Below are 20,391 nucleotides of genomic sequence, written 5' to 3'. Positions count from 1 at the left end.
ATGAAACTCAAAAAAATTGTTACTATTATATCCTACTCACTAATAGGGCTAACTATTAGCTCATGTTCTACCACTAGTAGTAACGACACAAGCACTGTAGAACAAACTGATAAAACGGCACCATCAGTGACAGTTTCCCCAAAAGATACTACACTACCTACAGCTAAAGTTACAGTAAAACAGGTTAAGCCTATTACACTTGAAATGCCTGCAAATGCTAGCTATACAGTAGGATACCAAATCGGATCTGGTATTGCTAAACAAGACTTTATTTTAAACGATGAGCAAACTATAGCTGGATTTAAAGATGCTATGGCAAATAAAAAGCCCAAATTGTCTGAAGAGCAAATACAAGAAAATATAGACTCTCTAAAAGACAAAATAATAAAAAGACAACTTGGTGTAGCTAAAGAAAATCAAACCAATTCATCTGCTTTTATAGAACAAATCTCTAAAATGAATAATATAATAAAAGTTAATGATGATGTTTATTATCAAATTGTAAAACAAGGAAATGGTAAAAAACCAAACTCTGATAGTCAAGTAACGATAGCATACAAAGGAACTACCCCTACCGTAGCTTACCGGAAAGATAATTCTAAGTTAGACTCAGTTAAACAAGCTAAACTAATAGGTCCTACTTTTGATTCAAGTGATAATGCTACTTTCCCGCTAACAAACTTAATTCAATGTTGGAAAGATGCTATACCAAAAATACCTGTTGGCTCCACTATTATATTATACTGTGCTCCCAAAGTAGCTTATGGCAGCAGAGCTCCAGCTGCAATAGGTCCTAACCAGGCACTATCTTTTGAAATAACACTTAAAGATTTTAAATAGGCTCTAATACCTACTAATATTGATATATCTGGTAATAAAATAAGTGTTATCTATTTATATCTTGCTGAAACTTTTGTTTCATTAATTCATCCAAACTTCTATCATAAAAAATTATTTCTAATAAGGAGATGGCGTCCATTTCGCTATTAAGTACTATACTTTTTACCTTTTTTCCCAAATCTCCCTGAAGCAATGCCGCCTTCTCTTGTGGAGATAAAATAAATGGTGGAGACTCTCCTTCTGATAGAAACTTATTAGAATTAAATAACATACATAAAAGTTTTTTAGCTGCCCTTATTTTATCATCCTTAGAAAAACCTGTATTAAACAAAGATGTATAGTTACCCTTTTGTTCTCGTTCTTTAATATAATTTAAAAGAGCATATGCTAACCTATTCCTGATACAAATTTTTTTATAAAAAAGAAAATCATAAGATCTTTTATTTTTTGTTAATTGATCAACTGGGGAAGTATGTTCAAATCCCTTTTTTTCTACATCAAAATGTGCAAATGTAATTTTAGTAGCTAATAATGTTATATTGTCAATTTCATTAATAAACATTTCTTCTTTGATATCTTTAAAGACTGTTTTAAGATCATCTCTAAACAAAGGATTCTCAATGCAAAGCTCCTTTACAAAGTAAATAATTTGTTTTCCTTCTTGTGATATTTGTCTTATCCCATTTTCTCTAGAAAGGAACTTATCTGAGAATATGATTTCAGTAGAGTCTGCAATTATATCGGGACTTATATTATCAAGAACGTTAGGAAGCTTACTAATAAAACCTATCCATGGATCTAGTAACACCCAACCTACTTTTTGTTTAACAACAACAAAACTATGTACAGGATCTCTAGAGTCAGTAACAAAAACATGTTCATAATGTTTTCTAAGGTTAAGTGATAAAAACAACGCTTGAAGCCTACAGTTAGAATATCCTGCTTTTTTTAAAGACTCATAAGCTTTACCTATATCATCTCTCTCCCACTCGAATACTTTTGCCGCGTATTCATCGTTATGGAAATAAAAATTATTAGTAAGAACTGAGTCTTTTCCTTCAACTCCAAATATTTGTCTATCATGTAGGTAAGGAGTTTCTCTTTTAGAATAAAGATGAGTGTATTCATCTCTTATATCTCTATCACAAGTTCTACTTACATAAAACTCTGACATTATTTTTTTGAAAATGTCTGTTATTTTTTTATCTATCAAGTTTTTAGCTCATTTTTTAAAAAAAAGCTTATCACTAATGTGTTTAAAATCAATAAGTTTCGTGATAAAAATAATAAATTGGTATTTTCCCGTACTAAACCTCACAGCAATACTTACTGACTAGAAGCTATGGCTTCTTCAACTAATTTATAATAATTCTCTTTATTTGTATATAATTTGCTAACGTTAAAGTCAGGATTCCAACCCTCTAGTTTATTTAAAAAAACCATGTACTTACTTCTGTCGCTCCCAATCTTCCTAGCCTCCCTTACCCAGTCTAAGCTTAATTCGCCGCTCTCAAACGCTAATTTATTATTTGGTACTACATCAAAAGAGAAAATACCCTTCGCTGTTTTAGTCATCGTGATATTATCCTTGGATAATTGATTAGGCAAATTTTTTCCTCTAACTACAGCACAAACAGTTAACGTGCCCCTAAAAATACACTCTAAGTCATATTGACTCGGGAAGTAATAGTTATCTATACAAGTCTGTAAATAATTAATCACAGAACTTATAGCTTTACCTTTGCGATTACTATGATTTTTAGTATACCAACCCGATGATTTTTCTTTCAACCTAATAAAGAAATCCCTTAAACTAATCAGTTGCTGGTATTTCTGAATATTATATTTTAAGCTTCTTCTAACACTACTAAATCTACGACCTTGTGCAAAAGAATCTCGTTTATTTACTAATTTTTCTTTTTGTATTTTATAGCACTCTTCAAATGTATCTATATATTGTTTATCTATTTTAATAATATTTGAGGAAGGATTTATTTCTAAATGTTGACCTATATACATAACATTACCCCTATAATAATCTAGTACATCATATAACACAGCATGTTCTAAGTGTCCTCTTAAGTTTGACAATTTTGTAGCTTTATATATCCATGGATCAATAATAACAGCATTTTTTAGCTCATCATCTTGTTTAAGTTCACGAAGACTTTTTTTATACTTAGTCCATTCTCCTGCAGCATTATTAGCTATATTATTAGCTAAGCTTAAGCTATTATGTGCTATAAGAAATGTATGCTTTTTATGTATTGACATTAAAGACAAATAAAAAGTGCCTATTTTTATTTCTTCTAAACCTTGTGCAATATGTAAAATAGCTAACGATAGGGAATCACAAAAACCTACACCTTTTTTTAAATAAACCTGACTTCTTTGAGGAGTATATGGTAGATCAAGTGTTTGTATTTGTTCTATCTTTTTCCACTTATGCTTGTAAAAGTCACTTTTTTTATAGCCCCTATATAAGTTATCAATGTTTTCAGAATATTTAACATAGGTTCTAACAGTCTGAACCAAAGCAGCTCCTATAGCTAATAACTCATCACTGTCAATCATTAGAAATATGTTTTAAATAAAAATAATATATTTTATCACTAATTTTAAAAAATATTTTTTATTTTTATATGAAAATAATTATATTTATATTAAAAAATTGTATAGCTTTTATTTCTCTCTTTTAACCATTAAATCACACAATAAACACATAGCTTTTTTATAATCACTATTTGGCAAAAACTGTATTGCCTGTTTAGCAAGCTCAGCGTAGTTACATGCTACACTATAGGAATACTCTATTGCTCCACTGGTTTTAACTATATTTATTATTTCATTTATTTGGTACTGACCCTGCTCTATTGCTGTTTTTAAAATAGTTTGCTTTTCAACGGAAATATTTGTTAATGCATAAATAGTAGGCAAAGTCATTTTACCTTCATCCAAATCATCACCAATGTTTTTACCTAAACTTTCGGCATTAGAAACATAATCCAAAACGTCATCAGCTATTTGAAAGGCATTACCAAGGTAAACACCAAAATTTTTAATATCTTGGCTATGTTTTTCGTATTCAAGCTTATCTAAACTAATAACTCCAGCTAATTCACATGCTGCCTCAAAAAGCTTAGCTGTTTTACAATAAATCACATTAATATAATCTTTTTCTGTAAGTTCAGAATTTCGCGCGTTTAAAAGCTGTAAAACTTCACCTTCTGAAATCTTATTTGTAGCATCAGCGAGTATCTGCATAATCTGCATACTATCTAACTCAACCATCATCTGAAAAGCTCTAGAATAGAGAAAATCACCTGTCAAAACACTAGCGGCATTACCAAAAACGTTATTAGCAGTTTGCTTGCCTCTGCGTAGCTGTGAATTATCGACAACATCATCATGTAATAAAGTAGCAGTATGGATAAACTCGATAATAGCAGCACACGCTAAATGCTTTTGTCCTTGGTAACCTAAAGCTTTAGCAAATAACATCACTAAAAGAGGACGTAATCTTTTACCGCCACTATTTATTATATAGTGACTAATTTGGTTAATAAGTACCACATCTGAAGATAATGAATCTTTTATAAATTGATTATTGTCTTGAATATCTTTGTCTATAAGAGATTGGATGTCTTTTAGTTGCTGCATAATTATACTTTTAACCCATTTTAAAATACTATAGCTATCCTTGGTTCTATTATAGCTGATTGATTATTAATATTTCAAAAAAATATAAATTCCTTAGTTTTAATCATAGATCACAAATATTAGTTATTTGATGTATGTAATTCTTTAATTAATTGAAATATTTCTCTATATGATTTTTTTGGTTTATTTTTTTCTGCTTCTCTATGATGAGATCTAATTAATTGTCTTAATTTTTGGATATCCATATCTGGAAATTCCCCAATTAAATTATCTAAAGTTTGGTTACTCTTGTCTTTATCAGAATCTAAAAGATTATCACGGATATTTTCTAAACGATGAAATAAAAGATTGGCTTGCTTATCTTTATTTATAATTATATCGTAAGCTTTTTGAATTTCATCAAGATTATCAACCTTTCGCAATAGTTTACCTATAAATTGAATTTGTCTTTTTAAAGCTATCTTTTGCATAGACTTAGTAGCTAAAATATTATCTCGAAGGTTATCAGAAATAGGAAGCTTGACTAGCTGCTGATTACTAAGATCAATAAGTGCTTTACCAAAATCTGTAATTTCAAGCATATCTTTTTTTACGCTACTTTTACTTCTTGACAGTCGGTAGTGCGAATTCTCCTCTTCTCGCTCAAGACGTTCAACTTCATCTAGATCTATTACTTTGCCCATAATTTAGTATCTGTTATTTATTTACTATATATAAGGATATAAGATATAATCTAAAACATTCAACTTATTTTATTATATTTTAGAAGATCAGGAGACAATCAAGATATGTTCAACCGTGATAAAAATAGTCTAAAAAATACTGATAAAGAAATATTTGACGCCATAGAACTTGAAATTAAAAGGCAACATGAACATGTAGAGCTTATCGCATCAGAAAACTATGCTAGCCCTGCTGTGATGGAAGCACAAGGCTCCCAGCTAACAAATAAATATGCCGAAGGTTATCACGGCAAAAGATATTATGGCGGTTGTGAATATGTTGATATAGCTGAAAAGTTAGCTATTGAAAGAGCGCAAAAACTTTTTAACGTTGATTATGCTAATGTGCAACCACACTCTGGATCTCAAGCAAATGCGGCTGTCTATAATGCTATATTAAAACCAGGTGATACTGTACTTGGTATGGATCTAAGTGCTGGTGGACACCTAACTCATGGAAGTAAAGTTAATTTTTCAGGAAAGATTTACAATTCTATACAATATGGTCTTAATGAGGCTGGTGATATTGATTATGGCCAAGTAGCTGCATTAGCAAAAGAGCACAAACCAAAAATGATAATCGCTGGGTTTTCTGCTTTTTCCGGAATCTTAAATTGGGAAAAATTTAGAGAAATTGCTGATTCTGTAGATGCTGTACTTATGGCAGATATTGCCCACGTAGCTGGTTTAGTAGCAACAGGACTATACCCTAGCCCATTTCCATATGTAGATGTTGCAACTACCACCACCCATAAAACCCTTAGGGGGCCTCGCGGTGGTTTAATACTTTGCAACAATAATCCAGAGCTAGCTAAAAAGTTTCAATCTGCTATCTTTCCAGGTATTCAAGGTGGTCCTTTAATGCATGTAATTGCAGCTAAAGCAGTTGCTTTTAAAGAAGCTTTAGAACCAAACTTTGTAGAATACCAAAAGCAAGTACTAAAAAACGCCAAAGCTATGGAAAAAGCTCTTAAACAACGTAATATTAATATCATATCTGGTGGAACTCATAATCACCTACTACTTTTAGATATTACAAACTCTGGATTCTCTGGTAAAGAGGCTGAAGCTGCTCTAGGTAGAGCAAATATCACCGTAAATAAAAACTCTATTCCAAATGATCCTCGCTCACCATTTGTAACTAGTGGTTTAAGGATTGGTAGCCCTGCTATTACCACTCGTGGATTTAAAGAAACTGAGTGTGAACTTGTAGCAAACTTACTAGCTGATGTGGTTTTCAACTGTGGTAACGAACAAATAGAAAAAGATGTAGCTAAGCAAATCTTAGAACTTTGTGATAAATTCCCTGTTTATAAATAAGTATTAATTAGCATCTTTAAATACCCCAAATACCCACAATCTTAAACCTTCTTTATTAAAGCACTTATTACATATGGTATAAAATCACAACATTAATAAAGCTTATAATAAGCTAACATAGTTTGTTCTAGTTTTTAAAAATATATATGAACAAAAAACTTAAATTGAATTAATTTAACAAAAAAATGTAGAACTAATTTTGATAGTAATTCTAGAATGAGGCAGTTGATAATTTCTGCCTCTATTTACTAATATACTTTATAGCAACTCATAGAAACAACTAGGGTACCTTCATTTTGGTTTCTATACTTTAGATTAGTGCTAGTATCATTGAAGTCATTCAATATATTTCCACCATCATCAAATGATAAGTAAAGTCTATCTACATCTCTCCCCATAGGCCAGTTTATTTCTGTACCTACTGCCGGAGGAAGTATAGAATCTGGATATGCATAACCACTTGGACAAGTGAAAGTAATCTTGTCTGTCCCACCAGATGTAGACCAAGTAATACCTGTTACAGGGGCAGGACCTTTACCTTCGATATTAAAGTAATTACCACCTGTCATAGTCATTGATGTTTTTAAAGTGTCTATGCTTATATTAGCTGTTACAGGACTAAGACCTGAACCAGATGGTGGAGTAGCTTTAAAAGTTATAACATAATTATTATAGTCACCAAATATTACCGTTGCGTTAGTAGTGTCACTGTTAATAATCGTTCCTGACGTTGGTGACGATGGACTGAAGTACCAATATAACGCCCAGTCTGAAGTTATCCCAGTGTTTGTTAAATCTGCTGTTAAATCAAATTCTAACGAGTCTGTTCTATTACTACCCAATTGAGGTGCTGTAGCTGGGCCTGTGAGTACAGGTTCAGTAACACTTCTGGTACTTTGACCTTTTGTAGCAGTATACGTTACGTTATATGTTGTACTAGTAAGTGCAAATGTATAATTTAGTGTATCTGTAGATCCTGGTACTACAACATCATTTACCTTCCACTGTTTTGTCCAACTGCTATCTATAATTGTACCTGTAGTATCTGCGATCATCGTCCATGTAAGTGGATCACTACCATCTTGGCTATATGATAATGATGGTTGATTGACTGTACCTATATGTATAGTATCAGTAGCAGTTCTGATACTTTGACCTTTTGTAGCAGTATATTCTACCTGGTATGTTGTATCAGATTGGGTAAAAGTATGGTTTAGTGTATCTGTTGTAGCTCCTGATACTACACTACCATCTATCTTCCACTGTTTTGTCCAGCTACTATCTATACTTGTATTTGTAGTATCTGCTGTTATTGTATAAGTAAGTGGATCACTACTATCTGGAGTAGTGATTAATGTCGGTTGAATGACTTCTCCTACCTGTATAGTTTTAGTAGCACTTCTTGTAAGCTCTCCTTTTGTAGCAATATACTCTACTTGATATGTCGTATCAGATTGGGTAAATGTATAGTTTAGTATATCTGTTGTAGCTCCTGATACTACATTACCATTTATCTTCCACTGCTTTGTCCAACTACTATCTATAATTGTACCTGTAGTATCTGCTGTTATTGTATAAGTAAGTGGATCACTACTATCTACTACAGGTATTAATGTCGGCTCTACTATTTCACCTGTAAGTATATCTTTTGTATCTGTTGAGATTACTTCACCATCTACAGAGACTTCCACACTTACTGTATAAGTTGTATTCGGTGCTGGGAAAAGATACTCTATCTCTTGGGTTGTACCAACTTCTGTACCATCTATTTTCCAAGTAAAAGTCGCATCGTCTGGTATACCAGTATCTGTGGTATTAGCTGTAAATTTATAGTCCAATCCTGAACCTCCTACAACCTCTGACTCTATCTTAACTTGACCATACTCAGTACTTACTGTTTTCGCTATATCAATGCTCTGAACAGTACCATCTGGGTATGTTATTGTTCCAGAAACACCTATCTGATGTGCACCTGATGAACCAAATACCCAACCAGTTGGATTAGATTCATATGTACAATCACCATTACATAATGGTAAATTACTATTACCAAGTTGTTCATTTGTAGCAAACTGACCATCTGTCAGAACCCAAGTTATGTTATATTGTGGATCTGGTACAGCTTCTTGTTTTAGGACTTTATCTACTGTTTTACCTACTACGTTTGTATATCTAAGCAAATCAGCTTGGTCTAATTCTATACTACAAACTGCACCATCACAATTTGTCCCTATTTGATATTCTGTTAGCTCCTCTTGAGAACAACTACTTAAAAGCACTGCTAATCCTAAGACTGAACTAACACCACATATATATTTATTTAACACTCTAAAGCCTCCATTTAAGTTAAATACAAAATATAAAATATAATAAAATTTAATTTAAGTAAAGATATTTTATAAAAATTATTTATATTTTAATTGTTTTTCAATTTTTAAAATCATTGAAAACACGTCTAAACCCATATTTATATAGTATAAGTGAGCAAAAGAAGTTAAACGTTTTGAAACAATAAAACTTTTGATTAACGTGACTTTAAAAAAACTGAGTTAGATGTATGAAACACAATCTAAATGGAAGAATCGAGATATTACAAAGTATGGGCTGACTTCTTAGGTGAAATTAAAATTGAACATCTTATCATTAAAATTATTAAATAATATTAAACTTAATTAATATGGTGCCCCCGGAGCTGGACTATCTAATGTAAACAAGAAATATTACATGTTAGTTTCAGTACCTTGTATATACATTAAGAATAGAATTAGAATAAAAACTAGATAAATTATAAAATAAATCTAAAGTTTTGGATTTTATATATTAACAATCGCAATTAATCGCAAAATGTTGTATAATTAACTCATTAACATTTAATAAGGGCTAAAAATATGGCTTTGTCAGTTAGATTATCAGATGATTTAGTAATTAAAGCAAAAACAATAGCTAAGGTTATGCACCGATCTTGTGCAAGCCAAATAGAACATTGGGCTATGATTGGTAGAATTGTAGAAGAAAACCCGGACCTGCCTTATGATTTTGTTATTGGAAGTTTAGTAGCAAAAGCTGAGATGGATAATGGACTGGTAGAAGATTATGAGTTTGAAAATTAAACAAACCAATACGTTCAAAAAATATATAAAAAAACTATCTATCAAAGATAAAAAAGAAGTAGATAACGCTGTAAAACTTATCGCTAGCAATCCCAGTATAGGAGAGCAAAAGAAAGGAGATTTAGACTTCCTAAGAGTGTACAAGTTCAAAATAAATAATCAGCTTATACTGCTTGGCTATAACTATAATGACGAAACTATTACATTAACATTATTAAAAATTGGCTCACATGAAAATTTCTATAGAGACATAAGAAAAGTTTCTTTCTAAGATGGGATTTCTAAGTCGAAGCACCAATAAAGTTTTAAACTACAATCAAATAAAATTAAATCAAAAATTTAATAAACGATCTATTCTAGATTATGATCTTACACTTATACCCACCAAATTTACGTATATTTATGACTCCTGTATCAAAGATTAAGTACTGTCCTTTTATACCCATAAGTTTACCGCTGATTATAGAATCTTTATTTAAGTTAAGCGATTTAATTTTTATTGGATACTGGATAACAGGATAATTTATTAACTGAAGTCTTCCTTCTACTGGCTCAACACTATTTTCGCCGTATTTTAAACGTATACTACTAATTTCTGGATTTATTACTTCTAATATTTTATTTCTCAACTCAAATAAATCTACGGAGGTATCTGGCTTACCCTGAAGCATTTTACGCCAGTTTGTTTTATCAGCAATATATTTTTTTATTAACATTTCAACTAAACCAGAAATTAATCTACTCTCTACTGCAAAGATAGGTATAGCTTGGCTAGCTCCTTGATCAATCCAGCGTGAAGGTATATTTTTTAATTTTGTAATACCTACTTTCACATCTCCAGTATTTGCTAAATAAACTATGTGAGTCTTCATGCAGTTATCCTCACCCCATGCTGGGTCTCTACATGTGCCTTGTGCAAAATGACATAACTCAGGTTTAACTATACAGATATCACATTCCGGTAATCTTCTCATACACATAAAACAGTAACCTTGAGAATAGCTTTTATTAGTCTTAGCTCCACATGCAACGCAATTTATTTCATTTAAATACTCTATTTTAAGGTTACTACCAATATAATCATTTAAACAAATATCATCAAGTTGATATATAGCTGTATTATTTTTATCTAGAGATGTTCTTAACTTGTGTAAATTTAAAATCTTTTGCATTTTTGAAATTAATCTCGCTCAAATTATCTCTTAGCATACCAAACTTTGAAAATAGGTTAAAATATTTTACTCATATCAGCTATAAATAAACACTTCTTAGACTGTTACAAGAAGGGATTATAATAAAGCCTATTTGGCTATAACTTCTTAAAAGGGCTGTCTAACTTTTTTTTCATTTTCTCCTCTTGGAACACAGAGACATATGTTGTTTTTGAAGTTTGAATTTTGATTTTTTTTAGAAAACCAAAATATTTTAATGCAATTGCCCTGAGCTTTATTATGGACACCTTTACCAATAATAATTAGTTACTAAATTTCTCAATTAGTCTAAGGGCAACATAAATTATAGCGCTAATAATAGCTGAAATTATACAAACTTTTAAAGCTAGCGGAAACAGACTAATAAATACTGTAACTATAGTTACAATAATTAAAACACCTACAAATATCGATAAAAACTTATCCATTTTTTAAACTCCATCATTTTATAATTACTTTTGCAAATTTGCGTTTACCTACTTGGAATACATTCTCTGTACCAGCTGTGAAAACTAATTTGTTATCATCAACTTTCTCGCCATCAACTTTTACAGCTCCTTGCTTAATCATTCTGTTAGCTTCAGATGTACTAGCTACTAAACCTGCTTCTTTTAGTAAATTAGTTATAGGTAAACTACCTTTTATATCTAATTCTACAACATTTATATCTTCAGGTATCTGGTTTTTTTGAAATCTTTGTATAAAATCTTGATAAGCATTTTCAGCAGCTTCTACAGAATGAAATCTTTGTATAAGCTCTTTTGCTAACTCTATTTTGATATCACGGGGGTTTGTCCCTTCAAGCACACTTTGCTTCAAATTAGTGATAACTTCTAAAGATTTAAAACTAAGTAGCTCATAATAGCGCCACATCAACTCATCAGATATCGACATAATTTTACCAAAAATATCATTTGCTGGTTCTTCTATGCCTATATAATTCTGGCTAGATTTTGACATTTTTTTAACACCATCTAAACCTTCAAGTAATGGCATAGTTATAATAACTTGTGGCTCTTGATTATTTTGTTTTTGAAGCTCCCTACCCATTAGCAGATTAAACTTCTGATCAGTACCACCTAGCTCTATATCAGCCTTCATTACCACAGAATCATAACCTTGTACAAGTGGATACAAAAATTCATGTATAGAAATAGACTGGTTATTTTTATATCTCTTAGAGAAATCATCTCTTTCAAGCATTCTAGCAACCGTTGATTTGGAAGCTAGTTTAATCATATCAGCAGCTGACATATTGTTAAACCAATCACTATTTCTACGCACAATAGTTTTTTCTTTATCTAAGATTTTAAAAACCTGGCTTGTATAAGTTTCTGCGTTTTTAGCAACCTCTTGTGCTGTCAATGGTGGTCTAGTAGCATTTTTACCAGTTGGATCACCAATCTGAGCTGTAAAATCCCCTATCAAAAAATGAATTTCATGACCTAAATCTTGTAACTGCTTAAGCTTGTTAATAACAACCGTATGTCCTAAATGAATATCTGGAGCAGTTGGATCACAACCAAACTTTATAATTAAAGGTTTACCCTTTTGAAGCTTTTTAACCAACTCTTCTTCTAAAAGAATTTCGTCCACCCCTCTTTTAATAATATCTAGGGTTTGCTGTATGGATGACATCAGATTATTTAACTTTAATTTTACTCAATAAAGCAAAATTATATCACAAAACACTTTTATAGAACCAATAAAACCTTATACTTACAGAAAACTATAAATAACAACTAACTGATGAAAATATATATATCACAAAGCAACGATGTTTATTTTAATTTAGCTTTAGAAAATTGGTTATTCTTGGAAGATTTGAAAGATCAAAAAATATTATTTTTATGGCAAAACTCGCCATGCGTTGTAATAGGTAGGGCTCAAAACCCCTGGCTAGAATGTAATCTATTAGCTATGGAAAAAGATGGTGTACCTATCATTAGGCGTCAAAGTGGCGGTGGTACTGTTTATCATGATTTTGGTAATCTAAACTATACAATCATTTCTCCAAAGAACGATCACAATATTAAAGCTAATCTTGAACTTGTTTGTAGTGTTATACGAAAATTGGAAATAAATGCCTATCCAAACCAAAGAAATGATATTGTAGTCGATCATAACAATTTCACATATAAAATTTCCGGGAGTGCTTTTAGAGAAAAAAAAGACAGAGCATTTCACCATGGAACACTACTAATAAATGCAAACACTAACAAGCTTTATAACTACTTACACCAACCAATTGATACATCTTTGGATACTAAAGGAGTAAAATCATATAGATCTAAAGTAATCAATCTAAATGAATTAAAGCATGATTTACAAACTCAAGATATTACAAAAGCTTTTTTAAGTAGTTTTAAAAGTGTAAAACTGAGCTTAATAAATGAACAAACTCCTCTTGCAAATAAAGAGCTTATCGAACAAGAAATGAACGTATTAAAAAGTTGGAATTGGTGCTTTGGAAAAACTTTACCATTTACAAAAACATATTCTGAAAACCAAGAAGAATTAAAAATAAAAGTCGAATTTGGCATAATTAGTGAGCTAGATTATCAAAGTAAACAAAAAGATATTTCTAAGAAAGGTATTAAATTTAGCCAAAATTATAAATTTAAAGATTTAATCAAATATTTTGATCAATAGCATTTTTTTCACGAGTTACTAAAAAAGTAGCTACTGTAATAGCAAATATAAATGGTACCACTAATGAATCTACTATTGTCACAATAATATTTTGAATACTATTTTCTAAAGGGCTTATCTCCATACCTACATTTTTTAACAAATATATCAAACCCAAAGTAAGTAGCGGCTTAACCACCATAAGAATTAGTACCACAAATACCAACTTAAACATGTAAAAAAAGTTTAATTTGATAACCTTAAGGTTATCTGTGATAGCTTCAAAAATGCTACTCTTACCTAAAAGTACAGCTGGCATAACAGTTAAAAACAACAAGATTGCAAGGAAGATACCTATATACTGTAAAAACATTGACAATAACGTTAATACGATTATGGACAGTAAAAAAGCTCCTAAAAAAGAAAATATCCGTTTAGAAAAAATCTGTAAAGAAAGTTTTATAGCTTCAGATGCTTTTAGCTGATTTTTAATAAATATTCCTTGTAACAAAATTATCATAGCATAGACAAAAATTGTAGCTACCATAATTACTAGTACCATAAAACTTAGTACATTTGCTGACGGAAAGTCTACTGGTATAGTTTTTCCACCACTTTCTATATACTCAGCCATACCGTGCTGCATCATATACACAAAGCAATATTCAGATATAAATGAAAGCATAAATGCTAACACGAATGTGAGTTTAAATGATCTCTTATAAATATTCGTAGCCAAACTAATCGTCTCTTTAAAGTTTAAATCACTTCTCATATCAAAACTCTCTGTAAAGTTAAACAAAAATAAACAAAAACCAGCTAAAATATATCATAAAAATACACCCTTTGTATTACTTTCGAACAAATATAAAAAATAATATTAAAAAAGCTTGTAAAAAACATAACTAGTCCCAATCTAGTTATATTAAATTAATAACATATTTTTAAATTTATAAACCACTAAAGAAGGTGTGTCAATTATGGAAAAAATGAAAGGAACTACTATCTTATGTGTTAGAAGAGGAGATAAGGTAGTTATAGGAGGAGATGGTCAAGCAACTTTAGGCAACTCTATAGCAAAAGATAATATTGTAAAAGTAAGAAAACTGAATGGCGGTAAAGTTCTTACAGGTTTTGCTGGCTCTACTGCTGATGCATTTACATTATTTGAAAAATTTGAACAAAAATTAGAATTTTATCAAGGAAATCTTGAGCGTGCTGCGGTAGAAATGGTACGTGAATGGCGTCTAGATAGAATGCTTAGTAAACTAGAAGCTATGATTATCGTAGCAGATGAAAAATTATCACTACTGATATCTGGAGTTGGGGATGTGATGGCAGCAGATAAAAATGATATAATATCTATCGGATCAGGGTCAACTTACGCTCGTTCTGCAGCAACTGCTCTTGTTGAAAACACAAATTTAACAGCTGAAGAAATAGTCAAAAAAAGCTTAACTATTGCAGCAGATACTTGTATTTACACAAACCATAATTTCACGATAGAAAGTTTAGATAACAAAAAGGATAGTTAATACATTATGACGCAAATAATGACTCCAAAGACAATCGTACAAGAATTAGAAAGACACATAATTGGTCAAAATGATGCAAAAAAAGCCGTTGCTATAGCTTTACGTAATAGATGGCGTAGAATGCAGCTAGATAGTGAAATGCGTCAAGAAGTAACTCCAAAAAATATTTTAATGATCGGACCTACCGGTGTTGGTAAAACAGAGATAGCTCGTAGACTCGCTAAATTAGCTGATGCTCCATTTATTAAAGTTGAAGCTACTAAATTTACTGAAGTTGGTTACGTTGGTAAAGACGTTGAATCTATAATCCGTGATTTAGTAGAAATGGCTGTAAAAATGAAGCGTGAAGAAGCTAAAAATAAAGTTATTGAAAAAGCTTCTAAATTGGCTGAAGATAGAATTCTTGATGTACTAATCCCACCAGCTAGACCAACTGAGTCAAAGATTGGCTTTGCTAATGAGCCTGCTGAAGATTCAGCTTCTAAGAAAGAAAAAGAAAACAAAACCCGCGAAATTTTTAGAAAAAAAATTCAAAATGGTGAACTTGATGATAAAGAAATTGAAATAGAAATAGCGGCTGCTCCAAAAGCTATTGGAGTAATGGGACCTCCAGGTATGGAAGATATGACAAGTCAAATTCAAGATTTATTTTCTAGCTTAAGTAGTGACAAAAAGAAAAATAAAAAAATGAAAATAAAAGACGCTATCAAACTAGTAAAGGATGAAGAAGCTGCCAAATTAATTAACGAAGAAGATATAAAAGCTCGTGCTTTGGAGTCTGTGGAACAAAATGGTATTGTTTTTCTTGATGAGATAGATAAAGTTTGTAAAAAATCGAATACTTATGGTGCTGATGTATCTCGCGAAGGTGTACAACGTGACCTTTTACCACTTGTTGAAGGCTCTACTGTATCAACAAAATATGGAATGATAAAAACAGATCATATTTTATTTATCGCTTCAGGAGCATTTCATGTATCAAAACCTTCTGATTTAATTCCTGAGCTTCAAGGTAGATTACCTATAAGAGTAGAGTTGAAATCTCTTGAGATAAATGACTTTGTTAGAATTCTTAAAGAGCCAGATTGTTCAATACTTAAGCAATATATTGCTTTAATGAAAACAGAAGGTGTTGAGCTGACTTTTGATGATAATGCTATTCAAAAAATTGCTGAGATTTCATACAGAGTCAACGAAGAAATTGAAAATATTGGAGCTAGACGTTTACATACTGTAATGGAAAAACTACTTGAAGAAATTTCCTTTGACGCGCCAGAATTAACTGATAAGACCATCAGTATAACTACTGAGTACGTTAATGAGAAATTAGGTAAATTAGTTAAAGATAAGGATCTCAGCAAGTATATTCTATAAATTGTAAAAATCTATACACAAAACATATCTAAAACAGAACGATTAAACCTAAATTCCGGATACTCAACCCCAACAAAATAAAGTCCTTGAGCTTTAGCTGTTTGCCCTGCTTGAGTACGATCTTTAGCTATTAACAAATCATTTATCCAACTTGGATTTCTAAAGCTTAATCCAACCTTGATTAAAGACCCTACCAAATTTCTAATCATGTGATGCAAAAAAGCATTTCCTATTACTTCAAAAATTATAAAATTACCAAATTTTACAAACTCTGCCTTTTTAATATTTCTAAAAGCTGTATTTGATTGACACTGAGAAGACCTAAATGAACTAAAATCTTGCTCACCAAGTAAGTATTTACAAGCTTGATTCATTTTTTGTATATCTAAAGGTCTATTTTCCCATAAAGTGTGCTCGGTAAACAATGGGGAGCTTATAGGAGCATTATAAATCACATAATTATAAGTCCTATTTATAGCTGAAAATCTCGCATTAAAATCTACTTCAGCTTCTTTTATCTGCAAAACTTTTATATCTTGAGGTAACAATGCATTTACTCCTCGTTGCCAAGCCTGTAGAGATCTATCTGCATTAGATAAAAAATTAACAACTTGCGAGCTTGCATGAACCCCCGTATCAGTCCGACCAGCACATATAGTTTCTATATTGTGGTTAGCTACCTTTGATAAGGCTTTTTCTAGTTCCTCTTGTATACTTGATGAATGAGATTGTCGTTGCCAACCACAATAATTTTTTCCAAAGTATTCAATTTGTAAAACATAATTCTTCATTTTTTATTTAAGAAATTTAGTTATTCTTGTATGTAAAATATCCATCTCATTTGGAATAAGCTTTGAAAAGTTAATAAACCCATGTACCAAACTATCAAAATGGTAATGCTGTACTTCTACATTGTGTCGTATAAGTCTCTCTGCAAAAAGTAGACCTTCATCTTTTAGTGGATCAAACCCAGCTGTTATAACTAAAGTGCGTGGCATACCTTCTAATTTTTTGATATAAAATGGCGATATTTTAGGAGACTGTTTATCAACATTATCTGGTACATATAACTCTGAATACCACATGGTTTTGGCTTTAGTTAGTATATAACCACTAGCGAAATCTTCTAACGATTTAGTTGGCATATGTGATAAATCAACAGATGGATACAAAATAATATTATTAGCAATTTTGATTTTATTATCTTTTAATAAGTTATAAGTTGCAAGGATAGATAAATTAGCTCCTGCACTATCACCCATTAGTGTAAATTCTTTTTTAGAAACTCCAAAATTTTTTGCCTGGTTGTAAACATACTCAGCAATAAATTCTACATCATTTAGCCCTGCTGGAAACTTATGTTCAGGAGCAAGTCTATAGTCTACAGAAAAAACCACCCTATTTGTAGTTATTGCAACCTTTCTACAAAATGCATCAAAAGAGTCCAAAGTTCCTGAAACAAACCCGCCTCCATGTGAAAATACTATTACCTGAAGTTTTTTACTAGGATCAGGGTTATAGAGCCTAACTGGTATATTATGTCCATCGTTATGAGTAATTTGTAGATCCTCTACTTTCTTAACTTCTAGCTTTTGGTAACTATATAAGTTAAGTGAAGCTGCTGCCTTTCTCGTTGATTCAATGTCTCTACGATTTCCATCTCTATCATATTTACTTATGAAAGTTAGTAGATCTTGCATTTTGGCAGGTATTGTTTTGATTCCACCATACAAATCAGGAACTTTCTTAAAAATTTCGGCTTCAAGAGCTTTTTCATGTTTAGAGTTATCTTTAGCAATAACTTTTAGCCAAGCCCTTTTGTTTGGAGGCAGTGTATCTAAAGGAGTAGATAAATATCTAGCTATTCCAAGCTCATGACAATCATTTTCAGAATAAAAAGATAAGTTTTTAACCAACCATTTAATTATACTTTCAGCTTTTGTGTTATTTGTTTGTCTTATTTCTAAAACGTTATATTCATTCCTAACGTCATAAGACCAAGGAACATAATCAACTATGAAATTACAACAAATATAATTTAAACCAGCCTCTCTTGCTAATGCAAACTCTGGGTAAGCTGTCATACCTATTACACCACCACCCATACTTTGAAAACATTTAGCATCTATAATTGTTGGAAACTGAGGCCCTTCTATACAAACATAGCTTTGCTTGAAATGTATAGTAAAATCAAAATCTGCTTTTCTTTCTCTAATTTCTTCGGCTATGCTTTCAGTTATTGGCCTTGAAAGAGAAACATAATTAAGTAAACCTTGATCACAAAATGTAAAATCACGTAAAGATTTTGTTCTATCTATAAATTGGTATGGAATTACCATATCTCCTGGCTTTAACTCATCTCTTAAACTTCTCACCGAAGAAAGCGCTATTATAGAGGTTGCACCATATTTTTTTAGTGCATAGATATTAGCTTTATAGTTAATTTGATGTGGTAAAATATTTTGCTCAAGCCCTGTTCTGTTTAAAAATAAAGCTTCTTGCTTGTCTATTTTTACTTTAAATAATCCATTTGAGCACAAACCAAAAGGAGTTTCTCTAGATAACTCTTCTATAATCTCAAAACTATCGAAACTTTCAAATCCACTACTACCAACAATTGCCCACATTTTACCACCGTATTTTTATTTAAAAAATGTCTCTAGAATAATGCTATCTTTACAAAATAGTTCTAACTTAAATTTATCGTTATAATTTATAATTCCAACACCTTTAGGTGTACCAGTCATAAGTAAATCATTTTTACATATAGAAATGTTATTATCCTTTAGAAAGTTAATTACCTGATTTGGTTTATAAATCATTAAATCATAACTACCCTCTTGGATTAGTTGATTATTTTTGTATGCCTTAAAACTTAAAAAAGGAATATCTAGCGCTCCAATTTCCACAAAATCACTAATCACTGCACTACCATCAAAACTTTTAGCCAACTCCCAAGGTAGGCCTTTTGATTTAAGTTTTGACTGCAAATTTCTATCAGTTATATCTAATCCCAGCCCTACTGCTTTAATTTGAGATTTACCATCAAAAGCAAATACTATTTCACATTCGTAGTGTAACTCTCTACCAGAAAGTAGTTTTAATGATCTAGCTAAGCTAGAATTTGGCTTTATAAAAATAACAGGATTATCTGGAATCTCATTATTTAATTCTTGGATATGTTCTACATAATTTCTACCGACGCAAATCACTTTTGATTTAGAAGTATCTATTTCTTTTACCATTTTTATCTATAGTTTAAAATCTTCTCCTAAATATACTTTTCTTACAGTTTCATCTGCTAGCACTTCCTCTGGCGTACCTGATGCTAGCATATTCCCAGCATTTACAATATAAGCTCGTTCACAAATATCTAATGTCTCTCGTACGTTATGATCAGTTATAAGTACTCCTATACCTCTATCTTTTAGATGTCTGATAACTTCCTTAATTTCAATCACTGAAACAGGATCAACACCAGCAAATGGTTCATCCAACAGAATAAATTTCGGATCCATAGCTAAAGCTCTAGCTATCTCAACACGTCTTCTTTCACCTCCAGAGAGACTCATACCTAAGCTTTTACGAATATGCTGAATACTGAATTCATCCAAAAGAGAATTCAAATTTTCATTAATCTGATCTCTTGTCAGCTCTTTTCTTGTTTCAAGGATAGCTACTATATTATCCTCAACACTAAGCTTCCTAAAAACAGATGCCTCTTGTGGTAAGTAGCCAAGCCCTTTTCTTGCACGTAGATGGATAGGCATCTTAGTGACATCTTCTTTACCCATACGAACTTTGCCACGAGTTGCAGATACAAGACCAACTATCATATAAAAAGATGTTGTTTTACCAGCACCATTTGGTCCCAACAAACCTACAATTTCACCTGTTGAAACTTTCATTGAAACGTTATTTACAACCCACCTTGAGCCGTACTTTTTACCTAATCTTTTAGCTTCTAAAGTATATTTTTCCATTCCTA

At 31.4% G+C, this 20,391-nt stretch carries 20 protein-coding genes; 7 read left to right on the top strand and 13 right to left on the bottom strand.

All coding sequences use genetic code 11. From position 1 onward, the window contains the following. Positions 1–840 (top strand): FKBP-type peptidyl-prolyl cis-trans isomerase N-terminal domain-containing protein, encoded by an 840-nt coding sequence (locus FRA_RS02935; protein WP_035718720.1) that lies wholly within the window; start codon positions 1–3, stop codon positions 838–840. Positions 841–886: 46 nt separating this feature from the next. On the opposite strand, the gene FRA_RS02930 is transcribed toward FRA_RS02935, so the two are convergent. The 4 genes from FRA_RS02930 to yjgA all read right to left on the bottom strand — a co-directional run bounded on the left by FRA_RS02930 (position 887) and on the right by yjgA (position 5,183). After that, positions 887–2,053 carry a hypothetical protein gene (locus tag FRA_RS02930; RefSeq protein WP_035718717.1) on the bottom strand — a complete coding sequence of 389 codons (1,167 nt, stop codon included), beginning with the start codon at positions 2,051–2,053 and terminating at the stop codon, positions 887–889. 113 nt (positions 2,054–2,166) lie between these two features. After that, complete coding sequence (locus FRA_RS02925) at positions 2,167–3,414, bottom strand: hypothetical protein (RefSeq protein ID WP_035718715.1); 1,248 nt, start codon at positions 3,412–3,414, stop codon at positions 2,167–2,169. A 108-nt stretch (positions 3,415–3,522) separates the two neighbouring features. Next, positions 3,523–4,500 carry a polyprenyl synthetase family protein gene (locus FRA_RS02920; protein WP_035718713.1) on the bottom strand — a complete coding sequence of 326 codons (978 nt, stop codon included), beginning with the start codon at positions 4,498–4,500 and terminating at the stop codon, positions 3,523–3,525. 119 nt (positions 4,501–4,619) lie between these two features. Next, the gene (gene yjgA, locus FRA_RS02915; RefSeq protein WP_035718711.1) at positions 4,620–5,183 is read right to left on the bottom strand and encodes a ribosome biogenesis factor YjgA; all 564 of its coding nucleotides are present in this window, start codon (positions 5,181–5,183) and stop codon (positions 4,620–4,622) included. 105 nt (positions 5,184–5,288) lie between these two features. Between yjgA and glyA the strand changes: the two genes are divergently transcribed. Then, positions 5,289–6,542 carry a serine hydroxymethyltransferase gene (gene glyA, locus FRA_RS02910; RefSeq protein ID WP_035718709.1) on the top strand — a complete coding sequence of 418 codons (1,254 nt, stop codon included), beginning with the start codon at positions 5,289–5,291 and terminating at the stop codon, positions 6,540–6,542. A 248-nt stretch (positions 6,543–6,790) separates the two neighbouring features. Here the strand turns inward: glyA and FRA_RS02905 are convergent, their stop codons facing one another. After that, on the bottom strand, positions 6,791–8,869 hold the full coding sequence (locus tag FRA_RS02905; protein WP_035718706.1) for a DUF3281 family protein: 2,079 nt from the start codon (positions 8,867–8,869) through the stop codon (positions 6,791–6,793). 561 nt (positions 8,870–9,430) lie between these two features. Between FRA_RS02905 and FRA_RS02900 the strand changes: the two genes are divergently transcribed. Both FRA_RS02900 and FRA_RS02895 read left to right on the top strand, forming a co-directional pair. Continuing rightward, on the top strand, positions 9,431–9,652 hold the full coding sequence (locus FRA_RS02900; RefSeq protein ID WP_035718705.1) for a TA system antitoxin ParD family protein: 222 nt from the start codon (positions 9,431–9,433) through the stop codon (positions 9,650–9,652). Next, positions 9,636–9,923 (top strand): type II toxin-antitoxin system RelE/ParE family toxin, encoded by a 288-nt coding sequence (locus FRA_RS02895; protein ID WP_035718702.1) that lies wholly within the window; start codon positions 9,636–9,638, stop codon positions 9,921–9,923. The genes FRA_RS02900 and FRA_RS02895 overlap by 17 nt, the downstream gene beginning before the upstream one ends. Positions 9,924–10,008: 85 nt before the next feature. On the opposite strand, the gene FRA_RS02890 is transcribed toward FRA_RS02895, so the two are convergent. The 3 genes from FRA_RS02890 to tyrS all read right to left on the bottom strand — a co-directional run bounded on the left by FRA_RS02890 (position 10,009) and on the right by tyrS (position 12,501). Then, positions 10,009–10,824: a DUF2797 domain-containing protein gene (locus FRA_RS02890; RefSeq protein WP_035718701.1), complete on the bottom strand. Its 816-nt coding sequence runs from the start codon at positions 10,822–10,824 to the stop codon at positions 10,009–10,011. A 302-nt stretch (positions 10,825–11,126) separates the two neighbouring features. Beyond that, positions 11,127–11,291: a hypothetical protein gene (locus FRA_RS02885; protein ID WP_166666868.1), complete on the bottom strand. Its 165-nt coding sequence runs from the start codon at positions 11,289–11,291 to the stop codon at positions 11,127–11,129. Positions 11,292–11,304: 13 nt separating this feature from the next. Continuing rightward, a complete protein-coding gene (gene tyrS / locus FRA_RS02880; protein WP_035718699.1) occupies positions 11,305–12,501 on the bottom strand; it encodes a tyrosine--tRNA ligase in 1,197 nt (398 codons plus the stop codon). 111 nt (positions 12,502–12,612) lie between these two features. Between tyrS and FRA_RS02875 the strand changes: the two genes are divergently transcribed. Next, positions 12,613–13,515, top strand: a complete 903-nt coding sequence (locus FRA_RS02875; protein ID WP_035718697.1) for a lipoate--protein ligase — start codon at positions 12,613–12,615, stop codon at positions 13,513–13,515. Here FRA_RS02875 and FRA_RS02870 read toward each other — a convergent pair. Next, positions 13,496–14,269: a hypothetical protein gene (locus FRA_RS02870; RefSeq protein ID WP_051686740.1), complete on the bottom strand. Its 774-nt coding sequence runs from the start codon at positions 14,267–14,269 to the stop codon at positions 13,496–13,498. The genes FRA_RS02875 and FRA_RS02870 overlap by 20 nt on opposite strands. Before the next feature lie 205 nt (positions 14,270–14,474). Here FRA_RS02870 and hslV point away from each other — a divergent pair, with 205 nt between their 5' ends. Beyond that, the gene (gene hslV, locus FRA_RS02865) at positions 14,475–15,029 is read left to right on the top strand and encodes an ATP-dependent protease subunit HslV (RefSeq protein WP_035718695.1); all 555 of its coding nucleotides are present in this window, start codon (positions 14,475–14,477) and stop codon (positions 15,027–15,029) included. 6 nt (positions 15,030–15,035) lie between these two features. Then, positions 15,036–16,403 carry an ATP-dependent protease ATPase subunit HslU gene (gene hslU / locus FRA_RS02860; protein WP_035718692.1) on the top strand — a complete coding sequence of 456 codons (1,368 nt, stop codon included), beginning with the start codon at positions 15,036–15,038 and terminating at the stop codon, positions 16,401–16,403. Between the two features lie 11 nt (positions 16,404–16,414). Here the strand turns inward: hslU and truA are convergent, their stop codons facing one another. From truA to lptB, 4 genes are read right to left on the bottom strand one after another with little or no spacing between them, the layout of a single operon-like run. Continuing rightward, positions 16,415–17,194: a tRNA pseudouridine(38-40) synthase TruA gene (gene truA, locus FRA_RS02855; RefSeq protein WP_035718690.1), complete on the bottom strand. Its 780-nt coding sequence runs from the start codon at positions 17,192–17,194 to the stop codon at positions 16,415–16,417. A 3-nt stretch (positions 17,195–17,197) separates the two neighbouring features. After that, on the bottom strand, positions 17,198–19,030 hold the full coding sequence (locus FRA_RS02850) for an alpha/beta hydrolase fold domain-containing protein (protein ID WP_035718688.1): 1,833 nt from the start codon (positions 19,028–19,030) through the stop codon (positions 17,198–17,200). Between the two features lie 15 nt (positions 19,031–19,045). Then, on the bottom strand, positions 19,046–19,648 hold the full coding sequence (locus FRA_RS02845) for a fumarylacetoacetate hydrolase family protein (protein ID WP_035718685.1): 603 nt from the start codon (positions 19,646–19,648) through the stop codon (positions 19,046–19,048). 6 nt (positions 19,649–19,654) lie between these two features. Further along, positions 19,655–20,386, bottom strand: a complete 732-nt coding sequence (gene lptB / locus FRA_RS02840; RefSeq protein ID WP_035718833.1) for an LPS export ABC transporter ATP-binding protein — start codon at positions 20,384–20,386, stop codon at positions 19,655–19,657. Positions 20,387–20,391: the final 5 nt, after the last annotated feature.

This window comes from Allofrancisella heilbronnii (assembly GCF_000710735.2).
Taxonomy (GTDB): Bacteria; Pseudomonadota; Gammaproteobacteria; order Francisellales; family Francisellaceae; genus Francisella; species Francisella frigidaquae.
The sequence above is the reverse complement of the archived record's forward strand: the minus strand, read 5'-3'. Positions and strand labels throughout refer to the sequence as shown.